The organism is Micromonospora sp. NPDC049089 (assembly GCF_040648775.1).
Classification (GTDB): Bacteria; Actinomycetota; Actinomycetes; order Mycobacteriales; family Micromonosporaceae; genus Micromonospora.
In genome coordinates this window covers 1-17,931 of sequence record NZ_JBEZEH010000151.1, presented here as the reverse complement: position 1 = coordinate 17,931, position 17,931 = coordinate 1, and the positions used below count along the sequence as shown (strand labels likewise).

At 70.7% G+C, this 17,931-nt stretch carries 13 protein-coding genes; 6 read left to right on the top strand and 7 right to left on the bottom strand.

Annotated elements, in window-relative coordinates:
* Window positions 1-179: 179 nt before the first annotated feature.
* Window positions 180-1,358, bottom strand: coding sequence for a MalY/PatB family protein (locus AB0B48_RS23455; protein WP_357204825.1), 1,179 nt, complete (start codon window positions 1,356-1,358; stop codon window positions 180-182).
* A gap of 283 nt (window positions 1,359-1,641) precedes the next feature.
* Here AB0B48_RS23455 and AB0B48_RS23450 point away from each other — a divergent pair, with 283 nt between their 5' ends.
* On the top strand, window positions 1,642-2,688 hold the full coding sequence (locus AB0B48_RS23450; RefSeq protein WP_357204822.1) for an SMP-30/gluconolactonase/LRE family protein: 1,047 nt from the start codon (window positions 1,642-1,644) through the stop codon (window positions 2,686-2,688).
* Between the two features lie 51 nt (window positions 2,689-2,739).
* Here AB0B48_RS23450 and AB0B48_RS23445 read toward each other — a convergent pair whose 3' ends face one another.
* Window positions 2,740-3,378 (bottom strand): hypothetical protein, encoded by a 639-nt coding sequence (locus tag AB0B48_RS23445; RefSeq protein WP_357204819.1) that lies wholly within the window; start codon window positions 3,376-3,378, stop codon window positions 2,740-2,742.
* The gene (locus AB0B48_RS23440) at window positions 3,375-3,536 is read right to left on the bottom strand and encodes a hypothetical protein (RefSeq protein WP_357204816.1); all 162 of its coding nucleotides are present in this window, start codon (window positions 3,534-3,536) and stop codon (window positions 3,375-3,377) included. The genes AB0B48_RS23445 and AB0B48_RS23440 overlap by 4 nt, the downstream gene beginning before the upstream one ends.
* A gap of 74 nt (window positions 3,537-3,610) precedes the next feature.
* On the opposite strand from AB0B48_RS23440, the gene AB0B48_RS23435 reads away from it, so the two are divergent.
* The 3 genes from AB0B48_RS23435 (at window position 3,611) to AB0B48_RS23425 (ending at window position 9,320) form a co-directional block, all read left to right on the top strand.
* Window positions 3,611-7,693 carry a tetratricopeptide repeat protein gene (locus tag AB0B48_RS23435; RefSeq protein ID WP_357204815.1) on the top strand — a complete coding sequence of 1,361 codons (4,083 nt, stop codon included), beginning with the start codon at window positions 3,611-3,613 and terminating at the stop codon, window positions 7,691-7,693.
* A 65-nt stretch (window positions 7,694-7,758) separates the two neighbouring features.
* On the top strand, window positions 7,759-8,463 hold the full coding sequence (locus AB0B48_RS23430) for a haloacid dehalogenase-like hydrolase (protein ID WP_357204813.1): 705 nt from the start codon (window positions 7,759-7,761) through the stop codon (window positions 8,461-8,463).
* Window positions 8,460-9,320, top strand: a complete 861-nt coding sequence (locus tag AB0B48_RS23425; RefSeq protein ID WP_357204811.1) for an oxygenase MpaB family protein — start codon at window positions 8,460-8,462, stop codon at window positions 9,318-9,320. The genes AB0B48_RS23430 and AB0B48_RS23425 overlap by 4 nt, the downstream gene beginning before the upstream one ends.
* 136 nt (window positions 9,321-9,456) lie before the next feature.
* On the opposite strand, the gene AB0B48_RS23420 is transcribed toward AB0B48_RS23425, so the two are convergent.
* The 4 genes from AB0B48_RS23420 to AB0B48_RS23405 are packed head-to-tail and all read right to left on the bottom strand — an operon-like array spanning window position 9,457 to window position 14,862.
* Window positions 9,457-11,781 (bottom strand): glycoside hydrolase family 3 N-terminal domain-containing protein, encoded by a 2,325-nt coding sequence (locus AB0B48_RS23420; protein WP_357204809.1) that lies wholly within the window; start codon window positions 11,779-11,781, stop codon window positions 9,457-9,459.
* A 38-nt stretch (window positions 11,782-11,819) separates the two neighbouring features.
* Complete coding sequence (locus AB0B48_RS23415; RefSeq protein WP_357204807.1) at window positions 11,820-12,680, bottom strand: carbohydrate ABC transporter permease; 861 nt, start codon at window positions 12,678-12,680, stop codon at window positions 11,820-11,822.
* 2 nt (window positions 12,681-12,682) lie between these two features.
* Window positions 12,683-13,681 carry a sugar ABC transporter permease gene (locus AB0B48_RS23410; protein ID WP_357204805.1) on the bottom strand — a complete coding sequence of 333 codons (999 nt, stop codon included), beginning with the start codon at window positions 13,679-13,681 and terminating at the stop codon, window positions 12,683-12,685.
* Window positions 13,678-14,862, bottom strand: a complete 1,185-nt coding sequence (locus AB0B48_RS23405) for an extracellular solute-binding protein (protein WP_357204803.1) — start codon at window positions 14,860-14,862, stop codon at window positions 13,678-13,680. Before AB0B48_RS23405 ends, AB0B48_RS23410 begins: the two co-directional genes overlap by 4 nt.
* A 262-nt stretch (window positions 14,863-15,124) precedes the next feature.
* Here AB0B48_RS23405 and AB0B48_RS23400 point away from each other — a divergent pair, with 262 nt between their 5' ends.
* Window positions 15,125-16,129, top strand: coding sequence for a LacI family DNA-binding transcriptional regulator (locus AB0B48_RS23400; protein ID WP_357204801.1), 1,005 nt, complete (start codon window positions 15,125-15,127; stop codon window positions 16,127-16,129).
* A gap of 149 nt (window positions 16,130-16,278) precedes the next feature.
* On the top strand, window positions 16,279-17,931 hold a 1,653-nt coding region (locus AB0B48_RS23395; protein ID WP_357204800.1), incomplete at its 3' end, for a glycoside hydrolase family 15 protein.

The window sequence follows — 17,931 nt, the reverse complement described above, 5'->3', positions numbered from 1 at the left end:
GCTCGGCCGGGCCGGGGACCCGGCCCGGCCACACCCGGACGGGTCAGCGAGCCGCCGGGCCGCCGCTGGTCTGGAGGTCGAGACCGGCGGGGCGCAGAGTGGACGGCTGGAGATATCGGTACGTCTGGACGGCGTTCACGGGCACACCGTGGAACCACCGACCGACACCAGTGCCGGTCTCAGCCGACGGCGCTGGTCATCCGGTGTACCGCCTCAATGATGAGTTCCGGTGCGGTGGCCAGGTTCAGTCGGACGTGCCCGACACCGCCGGTGCCGAACGCCAGTCCGGAGTTCAGCGCCACCCGGCCACGGTCGAGGAACACAGCGGCCGGGTCGTCGCCGAGGCCCAGGGCGCGGCAGTCCAGCCAGGCCAGATAGGTGGCCTGACCGGGCTGGTAGCGGACGGCCGGCAGGTGCTCGGCGAGCTGCGCGGCCAGGAGCCGGCGGTTGTCGTCCAGGCCGGTCAACAGGGCGTCGAGCCACTCGCCACCGTCGCGGAAGGCAGCGGTGTGGGCGATCACGCCGAGGTGGCTGGTGCTGACGCTGACCCCGAACGGGACGCGAGCGAGGTCACCGGCCGCGGCCGGGCCGGTGATCAGGAGCCCGCCGCGCAGGCCGGCGAGGTTCCACCCCTTGGAGGCGGACACCAGCGACAGGCCGTTCTCCGCGCCCTGCACCGAGAGGTACGGCACGAACCGCGCTCCCCCGGCCACCACCGGAGCGTGGATCTCGTCGGCGACCACCCGCACCCCGTGCCGTTGGGCTAGTCCGGCGACGGCGGTCAACTCGGCCGCGCTGTGCACGACACCGGTCGGGTTGTGCGGGCTGCAGAGCAGGTACGCGGCCCGCCGTCCACCGGCACGAGTCCGCCGGAACGCATCCTCCAGGGCTGCGAGGTCGATCCGCAGGTCCTCGCCGAGCGGCGCCTCCACGATCCGGCGGCCGGCGTGCGCCACGGACTCGTAGAACGGCGGGTAGACCGGGCAGTTGACGATCACCGCGTCCCCCGGCTCGGTGACCAGTCGCAGCGCCTCGACGACGCCGTGCATGACGTCGGGCACCAGCGCGGTGCGCTCCACGGCCAGCCCGTCCCAACCCCACCGCCGCGCGGCGAACTCGGCCACCGCCTGCGGGTACGCCGTTCCGGCGGGGTAGCCGGTGTCGCCGCGCGCGACGGCGTCGGTGATTGCCCGTGCGACCGGCTCGGCCAGGGGCACGTCCATCTCGGCCACCCAGAGCGGCAGCACGTCGTCGGGGTACTCCCGCCACTTGAGGCTCGTCCGCTGCCGAAGCTGCTCGATCGTGAGCTGGCGGAGGGGATTGACCGCGGTTCGGGCACCACTGAGCAGGCCACTCATGTCCCCACCCTATTCCTTGCCTCCAGCCGACGCTCGGGGTCACCGTTGATGTGTCCACTGTGGTTGTTTCGGAAGGATTTCCGGAGACCGCTTTAGCATTTACCAGCGTCTTTGTGTTTGCAATCCGCGTGCCGCTCGGAATCAACGCCGAAAGATTGCTGCGAGTTGCCAGTTCATCACCTAGGCTCCCGAATGCCCACATCGACGGCCCGCCCTCACGCCGTGCCAGCCACCGACCTTGCACGCCGGCCATCGCAACCCTCGACGCCGATTGGAGTGTTCGATGACCTGGCGTCCAACCATTGCCGCACTGGCCGGCCTGTGCCTGGCGGTCAGCGCCACCCCCCTGCCCGCCGGTGCTGCCGTCGCCGCCGCGCACGTCAGCGCTCACGCCGCGCTCGCCGGTCCGCCCGGCGCACCGCCCGGGGCCTGCCCGACGGGGGGCAGTTACGGCTCGCCGCTGCCGGCCAGCACCGTGACGGCCCCGCGAATCCAGGGCGGGTTCACGTTCCTCGAAGGGCCGGTCTGGGTCGCCGACGGCGGCTACCTGCTGTTCTCCGACATGACCGCCGGCACCGGGCCGTACAACGTCCAGCCGTCGACGATCCGCCGGTTCACCGCGCCCGCCACCTTCGACACGTTCATCACCAACGCCGGCAGCAACGGCCTGGCGCTCAGCGCCGACGCCCAGCAGCTCGTCGCGGCCACCCACGACCAGCGGAGCGTGTCGTCGTACCGGCTGAGCGACCGGGCCCGCAGCACCGTCGCGCCCAACTACCAGGGCCGGGCGTTCAACTCGCCGAACGACGTCGCGGTCCGTTCCGACGGCGTCGTCTACTTCACCGACCCCAACTTTCAGCGCGGCAACCGCCCCGACCAGATGAGCGGGCGCACCAGCGTCTTCCGCGTCTCCAACGGGCAGGTGTCGCTGGTCGACGACCGGTTGCGCCAACCCAACGGCATCTCGCTCTCACCGGACGGGACGGCGTTGTACGTGGGTGCCTACTCGGAGAACAAGATCTACAAGTACGCGGTGCAGCCCGACGGCAGCATCGGGGCCCGCAGCGTCTTCGTGAACTACATCGGCGGCCCGGACGGCGGCACGATCGACTGCGCCGGCAACGTGTACTGGACCTCGGGTGGGGACTCCCTGGTCCACGTCTACTCCCCCGCGGGCACCGAGCTCGGCACGATCCGGTCCGGCAACTCCGGCACGACCAATGTGGCGTTCGGCGGCCCCGACCGGCAGACCCTCTTCGTCACGTCGGGCCGCTGGGGTGACTCCGGGCTGTACAGCGTGCGGCTCAACGTCCCCGGATATCCGTACTGACCAATGGTTGGGCGGCGCGCCGCTCTCGTCGTAGCCCGACGCGGCGGCGCGCTATCCGGCGGTCGCGGCGATGAACACCACCGCCCCGACCACCACCAGCGCGGCGGCCAGGAACGTCTGCCGGCGGGCCCGGCGCAATGCCTCCCTGACCTGCCAGGCGTGCGCCGTGGCGAGCAGCCAGCGCAGGTACGGGTCGGTCCGGGCGATGTTGCGGCGCGCAGTGGCGAGCCCCGCCCGGAGGGCGGCCCGCTCCTGCGGCGCAGCCGTCGACAGGCGGCAGGTGATCTCCGCGGCGATCAGGCGATGACGCAGCAGACCGTCGACGTCGTCCGCGTACCCGCCGAAGTGGTACCAGGGCTCGGCCTCCAGCCGCTCGCGCAGGCCGCGCAGCTCCGGCCCGGTGAACGTCGCCGGCGTGGTCATCGGCGGTACGAGCACCTCGCTGGTCCGCCAGATGGCCCAGGCCACGCCGAGCAGCGTCACCAGCAGGCCGCCGCCTGCCCACGCCGCGTGAGCCCAGTCGGTAACCTTGCCGGCGGCGATCAGCGGGCCGCCGCCGAGCAGCAGCGCGCCCACCGCGCCGGCCGAGGAGATGATCCACCGCGCCGCCGCCCGACTGTCCGCGACCGAGTCCAACGGGGACGGCAGCACGTCCAACCCCGCGCCGGTCGTCGGCGACTCCCCGGTCATCGACTGTCGTCGCGGAAGACGACGCCCAACGGGCCGTTCTCGTCGTCGGGCAGATCGGTGTACGGCACCCAGCGCTGCCCGTCGAAGACCTCCAGCTCGCCGCTGTCGTTGATCCGCACGGCGTTGACGTACGCGAGCTCCTCAGGATCGTCAGCCATGGATACAGTATCGGTCAGCCCGGCAATCCATCCCGGCATCGGGTCGTCCGCCGGGCGACCGCAGGGGGCCCTTCGTGATCCGGTTGACAGTCAGCGCGACCGACGTGGTCCTGGTCGTTGGCGGCGACCGACGCCGGTACCCGGTGGGCCCAGGCGATCAACGCACGGCCGACCTGCTCTGGCGGCTGCGCGGCGGCCCCTCGGTGGAACTGTCGTACGAGGTCGGCGTCGCGCTCGGCCGCCGTTTCCTCGACGCCCCCGGCGCGGCCCTGCGCGCTGAACTGGCCCGCCCCGGTCGGCACCGGCTCGGCATCGAGGTCGTCGGCCCGGCCCTGGCCGACCTGCCCTGGGAGACGCTGGTGCTGCCCGGCGAGGAACTGCCGTTGGCGCTGCGACCCGACGTCGACGTCTGCCGGACCGGCGACGACACCCCGGCACCCACGGTCCGGGTGGACGGCCCACTGCGGATGCTCGCGGCGATCGCGAGCCCGGACGACTCGACCCAGCCGCTGCTGGACCACGAGCGGGAACTCGGGCGGATCCTCGGCGCTGTGGAACCCGGGCATCGGCACGGGGTGCGGGTCCGCGTCCTGGAGTGGGGCAGCGCCGCCGCGATCCGGGCCGCCCTCGCCGAGGAACCGTTCCACGTCCTGCACGTCTCCAGCCACGCGCGTCCCGGCGCGCTGCTGCTGGAGACCCCCACCGGCGCGGAGGACCGTGTGGACGCCGCGCGGTTCCTGGCCGAGGTGCTGCCGCCTGGCCGGACCGTGCCCTTGATCGTGCTGGCCGGCTGCTCGACAGCCCGCCAGGATCAACGGGACCTGCCCGGGCTGGCCGGCGCGCTGCTGACCCACGGCGCGCCGGCGGTGTTGGCGATGAACGGGACGGTCAGCGACGGGTACACCATCGACTTCTGCGCTCGGCTCTACGAGCGGTTGGCCGCCCGCAGCGAGCCGGAGCTGCTGGCGGAGGTCTCCGCCGTACGCCGCGAGCTGGCCCCGACCGCCGCCGAGTGGTGGATGCCGACGCTGTTCCTGGCCGACCCCGGGCTGCGGCTGGCCGGCGGACGGGACGGCGCTGCCATTGCCGCCCCGCCGGGTCAGTCGATCGTCGGGGACGGCGTGGTGCGTGCGCCCACTGACTTCGTGGGCCGCCGGGAGATCCTGCGTCGGCTGTCCCGGGGAAAGCTTCGGGTGCTCGTCCACGGCATCGGTGGGATCGGCAAGACGAGTCTCGCCGCGGAACTCGCGCGGCGGTTGCGCGACGCGGGTGGCATCGTCGTGGCGACCCACGGCGACGCCACCGTCGACGCGATCCTCGACGAGCTGCGCCGCCAGGTGGAGAGCAGCTGCGCCGATGCGGCCCCTGACGACCCGCTGCGGCGATGGCTCGTCGCCCTCGCCCAGCCGGGCCAGGACTGGCGGCGACGGTTGGACGCTATCGGCACCGACGGCCCGCCGCTGCTGCTCGTCCTCGACAACGCCGAGGACGCCCTGGACGCCGAGCACCGGTTGGCCGACGCGGACCTGGCCGCGTTCCTCGCCGCCTGGGCGTCCCACCACGAGCTGGTCGTGACCAGCCGGCACCCGTTCCCGGTCGCCGGTCTGGAAGCCTGTCACCTCGGTCCGCTCTCCTGGCAGGAGACCCGCAAGCTGCTGTGGCGGCTGCCGGGCGTGGGCCAGCTGGCGTCGGCGGAACAGCAACGGATGTGGCACCGGCTGGGTGGCCACCCGCGCGCGCTGGAATACCTCGACGGCCTGCTGCGCGGCGGCAACACCCGATCCGACGAGGTCGCCGGCCGACTGGCCGCGGCCGGCGGTGGCCGGGACGCCGCGCCGGCCGAGGTCGGCACGCCGCTGGCCGAGGCCGGGGCGCTGGCCGCCGAGGATGTGCTGCTGCCCCGGCTGCTCGCCCGCCTGGAGGCCGTCCCGGCGGCCCGTCGGTTGCTGCTCGGCGCGGCGGTGTACCGCACTCCGGCGGACCGGACCGGGCTCGCCTGGCAGCTCGCCGACCCGGCCGACGGCGACGAACCACCACCGGAACCGGCGGGGCTGGACGAGGCGGTCGAGGCGCTGTCGCAGCTGGGGCTGCTCGCCCCGGTCGCCGGGGGCCACCTGGTGCACCGGTGGACGGCGGCGAGCCTGCAGCGGATCGCCGGCCGCGACGCGGTGGTCGACGCGCACCGCCGGGCGGGCCGTTACTGGGGCTGGCGGGCCCGGTCCAGCACCGACCAGCACGACTTCATCCGCCGGGCCGTCGAGGCGCGGTACCACCACCTGGCGGCGGGTGACACCGACGAGGTCGTCACCTACTCCGAGCTGGCCTGCCAGGAGTTGCACGCGGCCGGGCACTGGGCCTGGGAGGAGAAGATCTGGCGGGAACTGCTGCCGCTGGCATCCCCGGGCTCGGCGCGTTTCGCGAGCTTCCTCAAGGGACTCGGAGACGTGCACCTCAGCCGGGGTGAGTACGCGCAGGCGACGCAGCGTTACGAGGCGGCGCTTGCCGTCTACCGGGATCTCGGCGACGACAGCGGGGTCGGCAAGCTCCTGCACCAGTTGGGCCTGGTCGCCGACAACCGGGGCGACCGGGCGAGCGCGGACCGGCTGTTCCAGGAGGCGTTGACGATCCTGAGCGGGCTCGGCGACCGCTCGGCGGTCTCCCGGACCCTGCACCAGCTCGCCGGGATCGCCCGCGGCAACGGCGACGCCGAGCTGGCCATGTCGCGTTACCTGGAGGAGCTGGCGATCGCCCGGGACCTCGACGACCTGGAGGGGATCGCGGCGAGCCACCACCAGATCGGCGTACTCGCCTTCGAGGCCCGGGACTTCGTGAAGGCGGAGCGGTGCGTCCAGGTGGCGATCACCAGCTACGGACGGTTGGGCGTCCGGGTCCAGCAGGGCAGCGGGCTGGTGATGCTCGGACGCATCGCCCTCGCCGAGTTCGCGTACGAGACCGCCGAGGAGCGGGTCCGCGCCGCCCTGAAGATCTTCGAGGAGGTCGGCAGCAACGGTCACATCGCGGAGTGCTCGCTGTTGCTCGGTCACCTCGCCCGCGACCTCGACGACCTCGCTTTCGCCGAGAGCTGCTACGCCCGCGCCCGGACGATCGTCGCGGCCCTCGGCGAGGACCCGCTGCTACGCCGCTGCGACGAACTGCTCGGCGGCGTCCGAACCGTCCTCGGCCGGGCTGCCGAGGCGGTGCCGCACACAGTGAACGCGATCGGCGGGGACGACCAGCCGCCGGTCCAGGCAGCCCTGGAATGGCTGGCCGTGCAACGCCTGGAACTGGGCGCGCACGCCTTCTCCGCCCTGCTGTCCCGGCACCTCGACCGGCGGCAGGCGGCGCAGCGGGCCGAGTGGGTCGAGGCGTACCTGCGGTTCCGGTTCGACGCTTCCCACCCGACGCCGCTGGGCAGTGGCTACGTCCTGCGCGCCATCGCCGCCGCCCGGGCCGGTGAGTTCGGTACCGCCCGGATGTGCCTGCTGCGGGCGTTGCCGATCTGCGCCGCCGCCGGCTACCAGGCGGGGGTCGCCAAGTGCCACGAGGACCTCGGCCGGGCAGCCCTGGAGACCCGCCGGCTGACCGAGGCGCGGTCCCGCTACGAGCAGGCGTTGCAGGTCTATCGCGTGCTGCGCCACGAGCCCAACCAGGCCATCGTCCTGCACCAGCTCGGCCGGGTCGGCGAGGAGCAGGAGGATCTCGCCGGCGCGGACGCGTTCTACCGTCGCTCCATCGCGATCAAGAAACGGCTCGGGAACCTGTCGGGCGTCTCCAACAGCACCTTCCACCTCGGCAGAGTGGCCGGCCTGCGCGGCGACCGGGCCCTGGCCGAGCGGTGCTACCGGACCTGCCTGCGGATCGACCGCGAGCAGGGCAACTGGGAGGCGGTGGCACTGGACCAGGTGGCGCTCGGGCAGCTGCGCGTCGAGCAGGGCCACCCGGCGGAGGGCATCCCGCTGATCGTCGAGGCGCTGAGCATCGACCGGCAGATCGGGTCGGCGAACGCGGCGCTCGACCTCAACGCACTGCGCGAACTGCGGGCCAGGCTCGGCGACGAGGTGTTCGCGGCCATCCTCACCGACGCCTTCGGCGCGGCCAGCGCCGCCGAGGTGCTCGACCTGATCGCGGTGCTACCGACCGCGGACGAGCCAACCTGACCCAGCCGACCACCCGTACACTCGGCTGATGGGGAACCGCCCGCGGCACCGAGGTCGATAGACCGATGGGGGCGTCGACCGCAGACACCGCGATCTTCGATTTCGACGGTGTGCTGCTGCGCGGGGACGCATTCGGGCTGTTCCTGCGACGCACTGCTTTCGCGGGTGCCCGGCTGCCGCTCGCCGTCGCCGCGCTCGTTCTCCTCGCGCCCATCGCCGCCCTCCCCGCCCTCCGTCCGTGGGCGGCGCGGTGGGTCAGCCGGATCGGCCTGGTGGGCCGCAACGCGGACGAGTTGCGGGCAGAGCTGGAACGCTTCGGTGCGAACCTCGGTGCGGAACCCGGGCGGATGATCGAGCCCGGTCTGCGGATGATCCGTACCCACCTCGCCGCCGGCGACCGGGTCATCGTGGTGACCGCGTGCGAGCACACCCTGGCGCGCGCCGTGCTCGACGCGATCGGCCTCGCCGAGGTCGAGCTTCTGGCCTCGCGCATTCGCGGGCCGAAACTGATAGTGCACAACCACGGGGCGACCAAGATGGCGCAGCTCGCCGACCAGGGGGTGACGCCACCGTGGCGGGCGGCCTACAGCGACTCCCTGTCGGATCTGCCCATCCTCGACGCCGCCGAGCAGCCAGTGCTGGTCAACGCGACAACGCGTCAGGTCGCCCGGGCGCGGCGGCTCCTCGGCGCCCGGCTGACGACTGTCACCTGGTTGGGTGGCCAGGGCCCGGCGCACCCACATCACACCGCTGGAGGCGCCCGCCGATGAGGGGCCGCTACGACAACCTGACCCGCATCCGTGCTCTCGACCCGGAGCGCGACCACCTGGTCATCTACCAGACCATGCTGCGCTACGAGTTTCCGTGGGACATGAAGCTCGGGCTCAACCTCGCCTTCAACCGGTCGTTCTCCATCCCCGCCATCGCCGCCGTGCACACCGCCACCGGGGAGCTGACCGAACGCACCCAGAAGCGCATCGACGACACCGGTCTGCTGATGTACGAGATGGTGCTCAACGGCTTCGACCAGCCTCGGGGCCGCGAGGCGTTGCGGCGCGTCAACCAGATCCACCGCCCGTACGACATCAGCAACGACGACTTCCGCTACGTCCTCGGCTGCCTGGTCGTGATCCCCACCCGGTGGTTGCAGGAGTACGGCTGGCGCCCACCCTGCTGCCACGAACGTCACGCCACGTACCTGTTCTACCGGGAACTCGGCCGACGGATGGGCATCACCGACATCCCGGGGTCGTACGGCGAGTTCGAGACCTGGTTCGACGCGTACGACGCAGCTCACCTGCAACCCAACGACGACGCGGCGGCCATCGAACGCGCCACCCGCATGCTGATGCTCACCCGGATCCCCCGGACGCTCGCCCCACTGGGAAACGCCCTGGTCAGCGCCCTGTATGACGCGCCGCTGCGGCGCGCAACACGGGTCGACACGCCGACCTGGCCGGTCCGGGCGGGTGTGCACCTGGCCCTGCGGACGCGCTCGCTGTCGCAGCGGTGGTTCGGGGCACCACCGGCGACCGCGTTGTTCGCCGACGGGATCACCACCAAGAGCTACCCCGACGGGTACGAAATTAGCCAGCTCGGCCCCCACCACGACCGCGTGCGCGAGTAGCACGTCGTAGTGCCGGCGTCGCCGGCTCGGACGCGCGCCGGGCCCTACGCCACCTGTACGAGGTCACAGCGGCGACCGGCGTGAGAGTGCGGCCGGTCCGCCGACCGTCCGTTAAGGACAACCGGCGGACCGACTCTCAGCGGACGTCTGTGGTGGTCCAGCGTGGGGAGGCGTTGGTGACCGGGACGGTGTCGCCGACCAGCGTCGTCAGCGCCTGGGCGTCCCGCCGCGCACTCGTGCCGACCCACAGCTCGACGACGCCCGGCTCCACCACCCGGGTGAACGTGCGGTCGGAGAAGGCCAGACGGGTGGTGGGCACCGTCAGCTCGACAGTGACGGACTGGCCCGGTTCCAGATGGACCCGCCGGTAGCCGAGCAGCTGCGCCACCGGCCGGGTCACCGAGGCGACCACATCGCGACCGTAGAGCTGGAGCACCTCGTCGCCAGCGACCGCGCCGGTGTTCGTCACCCGCACGGTCACCTCCACCGCCCCGCTGGTGGGCGTCGTGCTGGGCACGGTGAGCTCGCTGTAGGCGAATGTCGTGTAGGACAGGCCGTGGCCGAACGGCGCCACGGGCGTCGCCGGCAGGTTGGTCACCTCGTTGCCCGTACCGAGAGTGGGGTGCAGGTAGGAGTACGGCTGCGCGCCGGCCGACCGGGGCAGGCTGACCGGCAGCCGGCCCGACGGGTTGACCCGCCCGGAGAGCACCCCCGCGATCGCCCCGGCGCCCTCCTCGCCCGGGAAGAACGCCTGCACCACCGCCGCGCAGCGCGCGAGCGCCCAGCCGACCGCGTACGGCCGGCCGGTGACCAGCACGAGGACGACCGGTGTGCCGGTTGCCAACACCGCCTCGACCAGTTGGCGCTGGACGCCGGGCAGCTCCAGGTCCTCCCGGTCGCAGCCCTCGCCGACCGTGCCGCGTCCGAAGAGGCCGGCATGGTCTCCGACGACCAAAACGGCCACGTCCGCGCCGGAGGCTGTGGCGACGGCCTCGTCGAAGCCGGACCGGTCGTCGTCGTCCACGTCGCAGCCGCGTGCCCAGGTGACGAGGTCGCCACCGAACTCGGCCCGCACGGCGTCGAGCACGGTCGGCACGTCGATGCCGGTCTCCACGCCAGGGTGCTGGACGAGGACGTGGTTGAGGAATGAGTAGCACCCGAAGAGCGCGCTCTGCCGGTCGGCGTTCGGGCCGATGAGGGCCACCCGTCGCCCCGCGGGCAGCGGCAGCGCGTCCCGGTTGGCGACCAGCACGATCGATTCCTCGGCGAGCCGACGGGCGATCGACCGGTGCTCGGGCGAGTCGAGATCGATCGTCTGGGGCGGCTCGTCGTCGAAGGTCGCGTCGAGCAGACCCAGGTCCCGCTTCTGGCGCAGCACCCGCAGCACCGCGCGGTCGATCAGCGCCTCGTCGAGCTTGCCCGCCCGTACCGACTCCCCCAGGGTCAGGTAGGCGTCGCCGGTGGGCAGTTCGACGTCGAGACCGGCGGTCAACGCCTGCCCGGCCGCGTCGGCGTGATCGCTCGCCACATGGTGCAGCAGGTTCAGGAACGCGACCCCGTAGTAGTCGGCCACCACAGTGCCGTCGAAGCCCCACTGGTCGCGCAGGATGCCGGTCAGCATCGTCGGGTCGGCGGCGACCGGCACCCCGTCGATCTCGGTGTACGAGTGCATGACGCTGCGCGCGTCGCCGTCGAGGATCGCCATCTCGAACGGGGGCAGCAGCACGTCGGCCAGTTCCCGGCGGCCGATGTGCACCGGGGCGAAGTTACGCCCGGCGCGCGAGGCGGAGTAGCCGGCGAAGTGCTTGAGGGTGGCGTGCACCCCCTGCGACTGCAGGCCGCGCACGTACGACGTGCCGATGGTGCCGACCAGGTACGGGTCTTCGGCGACGCACTCGTCGACCCGACCCCAGCGGGGGTCACGGATCACGTCGAGCACCGGAGAGAGCCCCTGGTGCACGCCCAGGGCCCGCATCGAGGCGCCGATCGCCGCGGCCATCTCGGTGACCAGTTCGGGGTTGAACGCGGCACCCCAGGCCAGCGGGGTGGGGAACGTGGCCGCCTTCCACGCGGACAGTCCGGTGAGGCACTCCTCGTGCACGATCGCCGGGATGCCGAGCCGGGTGCCGGTAACCAGGTCCCGCTGGAACTTCCACAACCAGGACGCGCGTTGCGCCGCGTCCAGTGGGCGGGTCCCGTAGGCGCGGGTGAGGTGGCCGAGCCCGTGCCGGGAGAAGTCCTCGAGCTTGGAGGCGTCGCCGAACTCGCCCTGCAACGGTGCGACCGCCTCGCCGTCCTCCTTCTCCCAGAAGCCGACGAGCTGGGCGATCTTCTCCTCGATCGTCATCCGGCCGAGGAGTTCGCGTACGCGGGCCTCGCCGTCGTGCCCGTCCGGTCGTCCGTGCTCCGGACCGGCCTGGGCCGGCACCGGCCCGTCCACCACCGCGTGGACCTCAGTCATGCTGTGCCTTCCTGTGGTTGTGCTCGTACCGCTGCCGCTCAGCCCTTGACCGCACCCTGCAGGCCACCGACGATCTGTTTCTCCGCGAGCGTGAAGAAGAGCAGCGCCGGCAGCATTGCCAGCGAGGTGAAGGCGAGTACGCCTGCCGTGTCGGTCGTGTACTGGCTGGAGAAGTTCTGCACGCCCAGCGGCAGGGTGTGCAGGTTGACGTCGCTGAGGACGAGCAGCGGCAACAGGAACGAGTTCCAGCTCGCCACGAACGCCAGGACGCCAACGGTGACGAGCGCGGGCCGCGACAGCGGCATCGCGACGCGCCAGAGGAAGCCGAGCCGACTCGCACCATCGATCGCGGCGGCGTCCTCCAACTCTCGCGGAATGGCGGAGAGGAAGGGGCGCAGGATCACGATCGTCAGCGGCAGTGAGAAGGCGACCTGCGGCAGGATCACCGCGTAGTACGAGTTGATCAGGTTCAGGTCACGCAGCATGAGGTAGAGCGGCAGGATCGCCGCCCCGGCCGGAAACAGCAGGCCGAGGGTGAAGAAGGTGTAGAGCCCTTCTCGCCCGCGGAACCGGTAGCGGGCCAGCACGAACGCGGCGGCCAGGCCGAGCACGACGACGGCGAGCGTGGTGCCGAGGGCGATGACCGCGCTGTTGAACGCCTGTTGCCAGAAGTTGCTCTGGGTCAGCACCCGGGAGTAGTTGTCCCAGACGAACGGGTCGGGCAGGCCGGCCGGGTTGGCGACGATCTGCGGGGTGGTGCGGAAACCGCCGATGACCACGTAGATGACCGGGGCGATCGACACCGCCGCGATCGCGAGGGCGAGCGCGTAGGTGAGCGGCGTGCCCCAGGAGACCTGGCGGCGTCCGGTGGACGGGGGGAGAACCGAGTTCACGGCCATCGTCACTTCGCCCTTCCGGTGATGGCGCCCTCGATGTCGCGGCGGAGCAGGAACCGCTGGAACAGCAGCGCCGCCACGAAGGAGATGACGAAGAGGATTACCGCCACGGCGTTGCCGTAGCCCCAGAGCCGGGCGAAGAACCCGTTGTCCACCATGTACGTCGCCATGGTGGCCGACGCGCCGAGGGACCGCACCGCGGGCACCGAGGTCACCCAGATCATGTCGAAGATCTGCAGCGAGCCGATCATGGACAGGAACATCCAGATCCGGATCGTCGGGCCGAGCAGCGGAATCGTGACGTGCCGTTGGATCTGCCACCAGCTCGCGCCGTCGATGGCGGCGGCCTCGGTCAGCTCGTCGGGCACATTGGACAGCCCGGCGAGGAGCAGGATGATGGCGAAGCCGACGTATTTCCAGGTGAGAACGGCCAACAGGGTCCAGATGACCACGTCCAGGTCCGCCAACCAGGCCTGCACCAGGCCGCCCATTCCCAGGGACCGCAGCAGCGCGTCGACGGTGCCGTCTCCGGTGAGGAGCAACTTCCACATGATGCCGACCGTGACCTCGGCCAGCACGTACGGCACGAACACCAGGAGGCGGAACACGGACCGCCCACGGAAGCGACGGTTGAGCAGCAGGGCGACGCCCAGAGCGATCGGTCCCTGGATCAGCAGCGACCCGAACACGATGATGGCGTTGTTGCGCAACGCGTCGAGGAAGATCGGATCCTGGAAGGCGAGGGTGTAGTTCCGCAGACCGACGAACTCGGTGGGCGGCCCGACCCCGCGCCACCGGAACAGGCTGTAGTAGACCGCGAAGCCCATCGGCACCAGCACGAACATCACGTAGATGGCGACGGCCGGCGCGGTCAGCCCGATGATCTCGTACCACTTGCGGCGGTTGTCGGCTCGGCGGGCGGAATCGCGCTCGGCCCGGCGGGGGCCCGCCGGCGACGCGGAAGCGCCGCCGGCGGGCATACGGATCTGGTTGGCGGAGGTCACTTGCTTGCGGCCGCCTTCATTGCCGAGACGACCTTCTCAGGCGTCCCATTGCCGGCGAAGATGGTGACGATCGCGTCGTTCATCGCGTTACCGATGGTGCTGCCGTAAGCCGTGTCCAACCAGAGCTGGACGTAGCTCGCCCCGGAGGTGGCCTCCAGGATGGACTTCAGCGCGGGGTCCTTGACGGCGTCCGCCGCGCCCTTGGCCACAGGCAGGCCCGTGCCGGTCTCGGCGTAGCCCTTCTGCACCTCGGGGCTCACGATGTACTTGAGGAACTCGACGCACTCGGACGGGGCGTTCTTGGAGCAGGAGAATCCGTCACCACCGCCGAGGGCAGCCTTCGGGTCACCCGGGGAACCGCTGATCGCCGGCACTGGGAACCAGCCGAGGAACGACGCGAGCTTCGTCTTGTCCGTGGCGACGGTGTCCAGCGTGCCGCGGTTCCAGTCACCCATGAGCTCCATCGCGGCCTTGCCGTTGGCGAGCATGCCGTTGGCGCTGGTCGGATCGTTCTGGCCCGGCGTGGCGATGAAGTTGGGCTGGAACGGCTTGGTGTCGATGAACGCCTTCAGGTCCTGGCCGGCCTTCACGAAGCACGGATCGTCGAAGGTCTTCTCCGCGGACGCCTTCTTGAGGGTGTCGACCGAGCAGGCGCGCAGCGCCATGTTGTACCACCAGTGCGCGGCCGGCCACTTGTCACCGGCACCCACGGCGATCGGAATGACGTTGATCGCCTTGAGCTTGGTGACCGCGGCGTTGAGCTCCTCGAAGTTGGTCGGCGGAGCCGCGATGCCCGCTCGCGCGAACATCTCCTTGTTGTACCAGACGCCCTCAATGCCCATCCGGAACGGAAGGCCGTACTGCTTGCCCTTGACCTGCCAGATCTCTGCGGCACTGCCGATGTCGCCGACCTCGGTCTTGACCTGGTCGGTGATCTCCTTGAGGTAGTCGGCCTCCACCTGCTCGGCCATCTCGCCGCCACCCCAGGCCTGGAAGATGTCCGGCGGGTCGCTGCTCAGCAGCGCGGCAGGGAGCCGGGTGCGCTGGAGTTGGTTCGTCTCGATCGCCTCGATCTCGATCTTGACGGTGGGGTGGAGTGCGGAGAAGTCCTTGGCGACCTTCTCCCAGTAGGTCTTGCCGGGCCCGTCCTGTGAGGCGTTGTGCCACCAGGTCAGGGTCACCGGGTCCTTGTACAGCTCGTTCTGAGGGGCCGCCTCTTCGCCTCCACCGCCACAGCCGGCGGTAACGAGAACACTTGTCATCAACAGTGCCAGGACGGCACTTGCACGCCGCTTCGTTGCCATAGATGTCTCCTCGACTGCTCAGTCGCGGTACTCGGCCTGCGGCGAAGTTTTACAGTCATGTAACTTGATGTCAATCGGTATCGATAACGTTTTCGAGTCGGTGACACCGCGGCGGCAGCAGGGCCCTATCATCATCGACGTGGTGTTTCAGCAGCGCGTCAAGATGTCGGATGTGGCACGTACTGCCGGCGTCTCGGTCGCAACCGTGTCGAAGGTCGTCAACGGCCGCTACGGCGTGGCCCAGGCAACAGTGGAGCGAGTCCAGCAGGTCATCCACGAGCTCGGCTACGAGGCGAGCCTGGGGGCGCAGAGCCTGCGCAGCCACCGCACCAACGTGCTCGGCATCCTGGTCGCCGAGTTCGAGCCGTTCTCGACCGAGCTGCTCAAGGGGGCGTCGCAGGAGGTCGCCGGGAGCGGATACCAGCTACTTGCCTACTCCAGCGGTGACGGCGAGGGCGCCGCCGTGGGGTGGGAGCGGCGCTCGCTCGCCCGACTCTCCGGCACACTCATCGACGGCGCCGTGATCGTCACGCCGACAGTGGTCGAGACCGAACACAGCTTCCACGTCGTGGCCGTCGACCCCCACACAGGGCCGTCCGACCTGCCCACCGTCGACTCGGACAACTTCGCCGGCGCCGTACTGGCGACCAACTACCTGCTGTCCCTCGGCCACACCCGCATCGGGCACATCAGTGGACGCACCGACCTGAAGTCCGCCCAGCTGCGCGAGGCCGGCTTCCGCAGTGCGATGGCCGAAGCCGGCGTGCCGGTGGACGAGCGGCTCGTCCGCGTCGGCGGGTTCCGGATCGAGAGCGCCGCCGGCACGGCCGCGGAGCTGCTCGCCCTCACCGACCGACCGAGCGCGATCTTCGCGGGTAACGACCTCTCCGCGATCTCCACGATGACCGTGGCCCGCGACATGGGCCTGTCGGTGCCCGACGACCTGTCAGTGATCGGCTTCGACAACGTCCCGGAGTCGGCGCTGGTCAACCCGCCGCTGACGACCATCATGCAGCCGCTGCAACGAATGGGCGCCGAGGCGTTGCGCCTCCTCGTCGACCTGATCGCCGGCGTCGACCGCGACACCCACATCCGACTCCCCACCGAGCTGGTCATCCGCTCCTCCTGCCGCCCGCTGCGCTGACTGTGAGGCTGGCCGGGTCGGCGCAGGACCCCGGCCCTCGCCGCGTTACGTGGGGGAACGCGACAGGGTGGCGGAACGTGAATCTCACCTAAGCCGACAATTCCTCCCCTAAGTTCGGTGCGCAGGACGCCGCCGAACCGGGGAGAGATGTGGACAGCTATCCGGCGATCGAGGATCACGGGCTCATCGGCGACCTGCAGACCGCCGCGCTGGTGACGTGCGACGGGACCGTCGACTGGTTCTGCGCGCCGCGGTTCGACTCACCGAGCATCTTCGCCGCCCTGCTCGACAAGGAAAAGGGCGGCTACTTCCAGATCGCGCCGCACGACGTGCGGTACGTGACCAAACAGCTCTACCTCCCCGGCACACCCATCCTGATCACCCGGTTCATCAGCGCCGACGGGGTGGCCGAGGTAATGGACTTCATGCCGGTCACCGGCGAGCGGGCCACCGACGCGCATCGGCTGGTCCGGACCGTCACCATGGTCCGCGGCAGCATGCGCTTCCGGGTGGAGTGCCGCCCACGGTTCGACTACGCCCGCGAAGAGCATCAGCTTGAGCGCCACCACAACGGCTACGTCTTCCGCAGCCGGTCGGCGGCGCTGACGTTCAACCCGGTCGACCCGGTACGGCGGTTGATCTCCGAACAGGGTGACGTCCACCTTGAGGGCGGCGACCTGGTCGCGTACGGCACGCTGAACGAGGGAGACACCGGCGGGGTGGTCCTGGAGACGGGTGGGGCCGAACCGCGCATCTTCGCGCCGGAAGAGATCCAGGGCATGTTCGAGTGGACCCGGGACTACTGGCGGCGCTGGCTCGAACGTTCCCGCTACACCGGCCGGTGGCGGGAGATGGTCGAGCGCTCGGCCATCACGCTCAAACTCATGACGTACGCGCCGACCGGTGCGATGATCGCCGCGCCCACCACCGCGCTGCCCGAGCTGGTCGGCGGCACCCGCAACTGGGACTACCGCTACACCTGGGTACGCGACACGTCGTTCTCGGTGCACGCACTGCTCGGCCTCGGCTTCACCGAGGAGGTCAGCCGGTACATGAACTGGCTGGACGAGCGAATCCGCGAGGCCGGCGACCACCAGGACCCGTTGAAGATCATGTACCGGGTGGACGGCTCCTCCGACCTGCACGAGGAGGTTCTGGACCATCTGGAGGGCTATCGAGGCTCCCGGCCGGTACGGATCGGCAACGGCGCCGCCGACCAGCTCCAGCTCGACATCCACGGCGAGGCCCTCTATGCCATGCACCTCGCCGACGAGCAGGGCATCCGCGTCTCGCACCAGGTGTGGAAGAGCACCGTCCGACTGGTCGACTGGCTCTGCCACAACTGGGACCAACCCGACGCCGGCATCTGGGAGAGCCGCCACCACCCCCGCAACTACACCTTCGGTCGGGTGATGTCCTGGGTCGCGCTGGACCGGGCCATTCGGCTGGCCACCCGCACCGGTCGCCCCGGGGACATGGCCTGCTGGACCGACCAGCGCAACCGCATCTACAACCAGGTCATGGAGCGCGGATACGACCGGGCCCGCGGCACTTTCGTGCAGGCGTACGACGAGAACGTGCTGGACGCGGCACTGCTCGCCATGCCGGCGGTCGGTTTCGTCACGCCGAGCGACCCGCTGTGGCAGTCCACCCTGCTGGCGATCGAGCGTGAACTGGTCTCCGACAGCTTGGTCCACCGGTACGACCCGGTCCACTCCCCCGACGGCCTCCCGGGCCACGAGGGCACCTTCAACATGTGCACCTTCTGGTACGTCGAGGCGCTGGCCCGTTCCGGCCGCCTC